Here is a 7,679-nt window from a genome sequence, read left to right as displayed (position 1 = left end):
GCCAGTGTTAAAAATCCTCAAGGCAAAGAAATTAATCGCCAATTCCACAATGGTAAACAGGCAGGTTTTATCCGCAAAAAGTATCGTATGTTAAGAAGAAAACTGGGTCAATCTAAAAAAGTTAAAGCTATTAAAAATATTAATGATAAAGAGCAGAGATGGATGACTGATTTAAACCATAAAATTAGCCGCCAGCTTATTAATCTTGCTGTGCAGGAGCAAGTTGGAACTATAATTATGGAGAATCTAGAAAATATCCGAAATACTGCTAAGAGTATTAATAGAGCAGATAGAAACATCCACAGCTGGATTTTCTATCAACTTCAACAATTTATTCAATATAAAGCTGAATTAGCTGGGATTAAGGTAGAATATATAAATCCTAAATATACCTCCCAGAGTTGTTCTAAATGCAACAAAATTAAAAAATCTAACCGCAAAGCTAATCTATACTCTTGCGAGTGTGGTAATCATATCCACTCTGATTTAAATGCAAGTCGTAATATAGCTAATAAATATTTAGAGCAACAATCTGCTTAGATGGTAATAGTCTAAGTGCCTGAGTGCCTATATTAGCATAATGTTAGGATTATACTAATGAGGAGGGCTCGATGCCCTTCATACTAACTCAACAATGCGTTATAAAAAGGAGAGTTAGTGAAATGTATAGTCGGCTATCTCAGGAGGGCTGATGGCACAGCCTGAAGTCGAAGACAAATTGGGCTACTAGAAATAGACTGCCTTCTAATCATTCGACAACCTCGTGACGGCCTCAATGGCCTAGTACCGAAACTATCATTGCATAATACAAAAGAGAGTTTCGGTGAAAGTTTCTTTAAGGAAGGAATCCTCGTTCGTAACAATAGGAACGGGCGGGGAGGATGTCAACTTCTACTACAATATTTTAACTCCTTACTACAATATTTTTTAGTTTTAAACTAATAAAAGTGCTGAAATATTTAATTCCAGCACTCAATTAAATAATCTTATTTTTGTTTAAGCTAACTTTTCTTCCAGTTTAGCTATTCCTTCTTCTCCCCACTTATCAAGCAGCCCCACCTGTCTTAAAAGGGTTGAAATCGTATAGCGGAAGCGGATTTCAAAACAGTGATTTACTGCTGTTTTGAGCCATTCGCGATTTAAATTTTTGACATCTTCTCTTTCAAAAAAACCGAAATCTTCTAAGATAGTTTCCACACCTAAAAGATACTCCTTAAATTTCTGAATATTGTTTTTAATCTCAGCTTCAGCAGCTAATAAGTCATCTTTTGTAATCAAATCATGCTCCCAGCGCTGATCCAGCAGTTCTAAAATACCATCAGCTTTATCGAGATAGGCTGCTTTAATTTCTTTTTCTCTTGCTTTTCGGTTGTGAGTAATTTCAAACTGAGAAAAATCAGTTTCCAGTAATTTTAAATAATAATCACTGCTAATTAAGGCAGCTGTTCCCACCTTAATCCCGTGGGTAGGAACATGCTCACCAAAGATCCCGGCATACATATCAAAAAAGTGAGAAATATGGTGCTCGGTTCCCGAAGCAGGTCGTGAACTGCCGACCATCATCATCGAAATTCCGGAATAGATTAAACCCTTAGTTAGAATCTCAATTCCTTCTTTTTCGCGGGCAATAATTTTTTCGGAATTATTGAAGAGATCATTTAAAAGACTTTCTACCATCTCAAAAGCTTCCTGGCAGAAATACTCATCAAAAATCGCAACCCCGAGTTTCCATTCAAGTAGTGAAGAAACCTTACCCAGCAGATCACCCAGACCTGACTGAATTAATTTCCAGGGAGCAGCTTTTAAAATATTCAAATCAGCAATAATCAATTCTGGTGGAGTTGTATTATAGGTCTGCTTAACTCCATCAACTGTTATTGAAGACACCGAAGATGCATAACCGTCCATTGAAGGAGCGGTAGCAACAATTGAATAAGGAAGCTGCATTTTGTGAGCAGCATAGGCTGTTAAATCGTTTATTGAACCTGAGCCGCAGGCCAGTACATAGCCGTCATGCTCAATATTTTCGATGATTTTATACAAAGCTCCTGGCTCTGGAACTAAATGATCATTACCTTTTCTTTCTTTAAGTAAGATTTCTACTACCTCAAAGTCTGCCTTTAATAACTTCTCTTTCAACTCAGCTCCAGCTGCCTTTTTAGTGTTTTGATCAACAGTTAAATATATTTTCCGCTGATTAGTAGTCTTTTTAAGTAATTCAGCTGCCTGATCTAAAGCATTTTCTTCAATTAGCACATCTTTAATGGGGATCTGGTGGACTCTGCCACAGGAACATTTTTTACCTGAAATTTTTTGAATATCCATTTTGAACTTAACCTCCTAATATTTACAAATCAAAAAGTTTTTTTAAGACTTAAATTATCTTATTTTAATACTTAACCGTTAATGTTGTTTTTCCTGCATTCTAAATAAATTAACCCCAACCAAATTAAGTTGAGGTTAATTAAAAGGGTATTGATTATAGGCTAATCCAGGTTTTCTACTGCTGCTCTTTCAATCGGCAGACCGGCTTTATAGCGCTGCATGAATTCTTCAAAGCCCTTAACATCATCCGGATCAGGCTTAATTACCTTTTCATTCTGATCGGTAAAAATATTCTGATTGAGGAATTCTTCCAGACTCTGTCCTTCTTCTTTATTTAAGTGATAGGATGCAAGTAGTGCTATTCCCCAGGCTCCACCTTCACCAGCAGTTTCCATTACTGAAACTGGAGCATTTACTGCTGCTGCCATAAACTTCTGAGCCACTCCTTCGGTTTTAAAGAGACCACCGTGTCCGAGCATCTTATCAAGCTTAACATTTTCTTCTTTTAAGAGAATATCCATTCCCATTTTCATTGCCCCCAGAGCACTCTGTAAATTAACCCGCATAAAGTTAGCCAGATTAAAATTACTGTCAGCTTCCATTGTCAATAGAGGTCTTCCTTCTTCAAAACCCGTTATATGCTCTCCGGATAAATAACCATAGGCTAGAAGGCCGCCACAGTCTTTATCCCCCTCCAGAGCTTTGTTGTAGAGAGTTTCATAAAGTGTATTTTTATCTACTTCAAAACCTAAAGATTCAACTGCTTCCTGAAAAATATTGATCCATTTATCCAGGTTGGATGAGCAGTTGTTGGAATGAGCCATTGCCACTAATTTGCCGGTTGGGGTCATTACCAGATCTAATTCCGGATGTGGTTTGGATAATTCATCTTCTAAAACAACCATTGCAAAAACCGAAGTTCCTGCAGATACATTACCGGTTCGGGGAGCAACACTATTTGTTGCAACCATTCCGGTTTCAGCATCTCCCTCTGGTGGGCAGATCAAGCTTCCTGCTTCAAGTGTTCCTGTTGGATCCAGCATTTTTGCTCCTGCCGCAGTTAATTTACCAGCTTCTTCGCCTGCCAGCAGTGGTTTTGGTAAAATTTCATTGATTTCCCAGGGAAGATTATAGTCAGAAATTAAGTCACTAAATTTATCCAGCATCTTTCGATTATAACTATTTGTTTTCACATCAACAGGGAACATACCTGATGCTTCTCCAATTCCTATTACCTTTTCCCCTGATAGTTTCCAGTGAATAAAACCTTCTAAGGTTGTTAAAAAATCAATCTCTGAAATATGTTCTTCTTTATTCAAAATTGCGTGATATAAATGGGCAATACTCCAGCGCTGAGGAATTGGATGATTAAATTCTTCAGTTAATTTTCTGCTTGCCTCTTCTGTTATATTATTACGCCAGGTTCTAAAAGGAACTAAAAGCTCTCCTTCTTTATCAAAAGGCATATAGCCGTGCATCATGGCACTGAAACCTATCGAGGCGATATTTTTTATTTTTACTCCGTACTCTGCTTCCACATTTTGAGCCAGATCTTTATAGCTCGCCTGCAGACCTGTCCAGATATCATCCAGACTGTAAGTCCAGATTCCATCTTCATAGCTGTTTTCCCAGCTGTGGCTGCCGGAGGCAATGATTTGATTATTATCTCCATTTAAAAGCACAGCCTTGATTCTGGTCGAACCAAATTCGATACCTAAAACTGTATTTCCATTTTCTATAGCTTTCTGATTAGCTGTAGTCATTATTTAACCTCCATCTAAAAATATCGTTATTCCTGACCATAATAGGCATTTTTACCGTGCTTTCTTAAAAAATGCTTATCCAGTAATACCTGATCAATCTGCTGTAAGGCTGGATTTAAATTGACAGCCCGGTAAGCCATTTTAGCAACTTCTTCCATTACAACAGCATTGTGAACTGCATTAGCTGCATCAGTTCCCCAGCTGAAGGGACCGTGATTGTTGACCAGAACTCCAGGCCTCTGAGTTGGATCAATTCCTTCAAATCTCTCAACTATCACTTTACCTGTATCTCTTTCATATTCTCCTTCAATTTCTGCAGCTGTCATTTTTCGGGTGCAGGGTATTTCTCCATAAAAATAATCGGCATGAGTTGTACCAAAAGCCGGAATTCCTTTACCTGCCTGAGCCCAGCTTGTTGCCCAGCTGGAATGAGTGTGCACAATCCCACCAATTTCTTTAAAATGATTATATAAATAAAGATGGGTTGCAGTATCTGAAGATGGCTTTAATTCACCTTCTACCTTATTCCCATCAAGATCAACAACAACCATATCATCTGCTGTCATTTCAGCATATTCAACTCCACTTGGTTTAATTACAAATAAGCCCTTTTCTCGATCTATTCCGCTGACATTACCCCAGGTATATGTTACTAAGCCTCTTTTAGGTAATTCCAGATTGGCCTCTAAAACTTCTTTTTTAAGTTTTTCTAGCATTTTTCTCCCTCCAGAATCTTTCAAAATTCTCCAAAACTGTAATTCAAGATTTAATTCCACCATATAAACGACTTTTAACAGCTCAAAAGGGGGTACTTCATATTACTGTCAAAAAGCGTTTATATGGAGAGAATTATTAATGAGAAATCTATTTAAATATCTTTATTTAAGATATTTACTGCTCAGTTAATATAACTTTAATCAAATTAATTTTGTTTACTTTAATTTATAGTAAATGTCATTCCACTTAAGTTCCTTTTTGAATTCATTTACTTTAGTCTCAGCATCTATTGTCAGCAGTTCGATATCTGCTATTTCGGCAAAGTCTCTTAAATGCTCAGTGGTAACCGCCTTTGAAAAACCTGTATGATGTGCCCCACCTGCATAAATCCAGGATTCAACTGCTTCTCTAAGTGATGGCTCTGGTTTCCAGAAGACTCTGGCTACAGGCAGTTCAGGCATTTCATACTCAGGTGCCTCAACTTCAATTTCATTAACAATCATTCTGAATCTATTACCCATATCAGTTATTGTTGCATTAACAGCCGGGCCGGAAGCTACATCAAAAACAAGTCTGGCTGGATCTTCTTTGCCGCCAATTCCTAAAGGATGCATTTCTAAATTAGCCTTTCCATCAGCAATGCTTTCACAGATTTCTAGCATATGTGCACCCAGAACTTTAGTGTCTTTTGGATCAAGGTGATAGGTGTAGAATTCCATAAAGGAAGTTCCACCTTCCAGACCATAACCCATTACCTTCATTGCTCTGACTAAAGCAGCAGTCTTCCAGTCACCTTCACCACCAAAGCCATATCCATCCTTCATCAGGCGCTGAACTGCCAGACCGGGAAGCTGTTTCATACCGTGTAGATCTTCAAAGTTAGTCGTAAAGCCTTTAAAATCTCCGTCTTCTAAAAACTTGCGCAGACCAATTTCAATTCTGGCTGACTCTTTTAAAGATTCTTTGCCTTCACCTTCAAGCAGATCTTTCTGCACATTATATTCCTGTTTATAGACTTCAATCAGCTCAGCAATTTCTGCCGAATCAACAGCTTCAATATATTCAACCAGATCACCAATACCATAATAGTGAACTTCATAACCAAATTTCATCTGAGCTTCAACCTTATCACCTTCAGTTACTGCAACATTACGCATGTTGTCACCGAATCTTACAAATTTGGCTCCCTGTGAATCCGCCCAGGCAGCTGCAGCTCTGGTCCAGACACCAATTCGGCGCTGAACTTCCTCGTCCTGCCAGTGTCCTGCTACAACTTTGCGATTTTTATCCATTCTGCTGACCATAAATCCGTATTCGCGACCACCGTGAGCAGCCTGGTTTGTATTCATAAAGTTCATGTCAATCTCATCCCAGGGAATATCACGGTTAAACTGAGTATGCAGATGCAGTAATGGTTTCTGCATAGCTTTTAGACCGGCAATCCACATTTTAGCCGGTGAAAAGGTATGCATCCAGGTAATAATTCCAATACAGCTGTCATTATTATTGGCTTCTAAAACAACTTTTCTAATTTCTTCTGCAGTTGTTACCACATTTTTAAATCTAATTTCTACCGGAATTTCCTTGGCCGCTGAAAGACCTTCGGCTATTTTTTTGCTGTTTTCTGCTACATCTTTTAAAACCTCGTCACCATATAGATGCTGGCTTCCTGTTACAAACCACAATTCCTGTTTTTCAAAAATATTTTTCATTTTTTTCCTCCTTATTACTTTATAGTTTTTTATTAACTCTAAAGTATTTTATTTATAATTAAAAGTAAAGCTAAAAAATTTTGTATTAATTAAATTTTCAATTATTAATTAGCCTTCAAAAATTTAATTAATAGGGAGAAGCTGCAAACCTCTCCCCGTATTGTTTATTTAGTCAGCCATGTAGAATTCAACATTTTCTTCAGTTACTAAGTTTACACCAGTATCAACATAATCTGGTAGAGGATTAATTCCTGCTTCTTCCCAGTTTCCGTTTTCAATTGGGTTTAAAAGACCTTCACTTAAGTGATACAGGAACATCTGTCCCCAGTAACCCATATTCCAGGTACCCTGAGCAAGTGTTGCGTCAATAACTCCAGCTTCCACAAAGTCAAGTGTACCAGGATCAGTATCAAAACTAACTATATCAATATTTTCTACCATATCTGCTTCTTCAACTGCTGTTGCTGCACCTACACCAGTGGAAGCTTCAGTGGTGAATACTCCTACTAAATCAGGATTAGCCTGAATCATTGAACCCATTGCTCTAGCAGAAGCAGCCTGATCAGATTGACCATCCTGAACTGAAACAACTTCCATATTAGGATAATCATTGGCTATTGTTTCCTGGAAACCACGAGCTCTTTCTTCATGATTTAACTGACCGGGAATAGTGATTAGGCCAAGATTACCTTCCTCATTATTCAGTTCTGCTAAATAATTTGCTGCTTTTACACCAGCTTCATAGTTTGAAGTAGCTAAGAAAGAATAACGATCAGAATTAGGTGAGTCAGCATCAAAAGTTACTACCGGAATGCCGGCTTCCATAGCTCTATTAATTGGACCAGCAAGAGCGTCAGGGTTAATTGCAGTTAAAAGAATTCCAGCAGGCTGCTGAGATATAACCTGTTCTAAAACTGTTACCTGCTGATTAATATCATAATCAGTGGCACCAGTGTAGCGGCTTGAAACTCCCAGATTTGCTGCAGCTTCTTCCATACCTCTGTAAGCTGGCTTCCAGTATTCAATACCAGAAACAAATGTAACCATCACATACTCATCTTCAGCACTACCCTGCAGTGGTGAACCTTCCTGTGCAGCTGCCATACCAACAAAACTCAGTGTTAAAGCAAAAACCATAACTAGAACTAATAATTTTTTCAAA

At 38.0% G+C, this 7,679-nt stretch carries 6 protein-coding genes; 1 reads left to right on the top strand and 5 read right to left on the bottom strand.

Annotated elements, in window-relative coordinates; genetic code table 11:
• Nucleotides 1-540 (top strand): RNA-guided endonuclease InsQ/TnpB family protein (locus tag C8C76_RS10230; protein WP_146161861.1); only part of this gene is annotated, 540 nt, incomplete at its 5' end.
• A gap of 456 nt (nucleotides 541-996) precedes the next feature.
• Here the strand turns inward: C8C76_RS10230 and C8C76_RS10225 are convergent.
• The 5 genes from C8C76_RS10225 to C8C76_RS10205 all read right to left on the bottom strand — a co-directional run bounded on the left by C8C76_RS10225 (nucleotide 997) and on the right by C8C76_RS10205 (nucleotide 7,678).
• On the bottom strand, nucleotides 997-2,325 hold the full coding sequence (locus tag C8C76_RS10225; RefSeq protein ID WP_108141315.1) for a sn-glycerol-1-phosphate dehydrogenase: 1,329 nt from the start codon (nucleotides 2,323-2,325) through the stop codon (nucleotides 997-999).
• 161 nt (nucleotides 2,326-2,486) lie between these two features.
• Nucleotides 2,487-4,088, bottom strand: coding sequence for a xylulokinase (locus C8C76_RS10220; RefSeq protein WP_108141313.1), 1,602 nt, complete (start codon nucleotides 4,086-4,088; stop codon nucleotides 2,487-2,489).
• Between the two features lie 26 nt (nucleotides 4,089-4,114).
• A complete protein-coding gene (gene araD / locus C8C76_RS10215) occupies nucleotides 4,115-4,804 on the bottom strand; it encodes an L-ribulose-5-phosphate 4-epimerase (protein WP_108141311.1) in 690 nt (229 codons plus the stop codon).
• 216 nt (nucleotides 4,805-5,020) lie between these two features.
• Nucleotides 5,021-6,517 (bottom strand): L-arabinose isomerase, encoded by a 1,497-nt coding sequence (gene araA, locus C8C76_RS10210; RefSeq protein WP_108141309.1) that lies wholly within the window; start codon nucleotides 6,515-6,517, stop codon nucleotides 5,021-5,023.
• A gap of 168 nt (nucleotides 6,518-6,685) precedes the next feature.
• A complete protein-coding gene (locus C8C76_RS10205) occupies nucleotides 6,686-7,678 on the bottom strand; it encodes a substrate-binding domain-containing protein (RefSeq protein ID WP_219909382.1) in 993 nt (330 codons plus the stop codon).
• Nucleotide 7,679: the final 1 nt, after the last annotated feature.

This window comes from Halanaerobium saccharolyticum, assembly GCF_003053565.1.
In the GTDB taxonomy this organism is placed as follows: Bacteria; Bacillota; Halanaerobiia; order Halanaerobiales; family Halanaerobiaceae; genus Halanaerobium; species Halanaerobium saccharolyticum_B.
This window is presented reverse-complemented; position numbering and strand designations above follow the sequence as displayed.